We start from the raw sequence: 287 nt of genomic DNA on the forward strand, positions 1-287 counted from the left end.
CGCATCTTGACGGTCACCGGCACCGAAACGGCGCCGACGACCGCCTCGATCAGCGATAGCGCATGGTCGAGATCGCGCATCAGCGCCGAACCGGCATAGCCGCCGGTCACCTTCTTCGCCGGACAGCCCATGTTGATGTCGATGATGTCGGCGCCCTCGCCCGCCGCGATTCGCGCGCCTTCAGCCATGTGCGCGGCCTCGCGGCCGGCAAGCTGCACCATATGCACAGGCAGGCCGGAATGACGGATGCGCAGGTCGCAGCCTGCCCGGCCCTTGGCCAGTTCGCC

At 68.3% G+C, this 287-nt stretch carries 1 protein-coding gene; it reads right to left on the minus strand.

All coding sequences use genetic code 11. From position 1 onward, the window contains the following. Nucleotides 1-287, minus strand: a 287-nt coding sequence (locus EN874_RS33255; protein ID WP_189396766.1) for a tRNA-dihydrouridine synthase, incomplete at both ends; no start/stop codon positions are given.

This window comes from Mesorhizobium sp. M1D.F.Ca.ET.231.01.1.1 (genome assembly GCF_003999155.2).
In the GTDB taxonomy this organism is placed as follows: domain Bacteria; phylum Pseudomonadota; class Alphaproteobacteria; order Rhizobiales; family Rhizobiaceae; genus Mesorhizobium.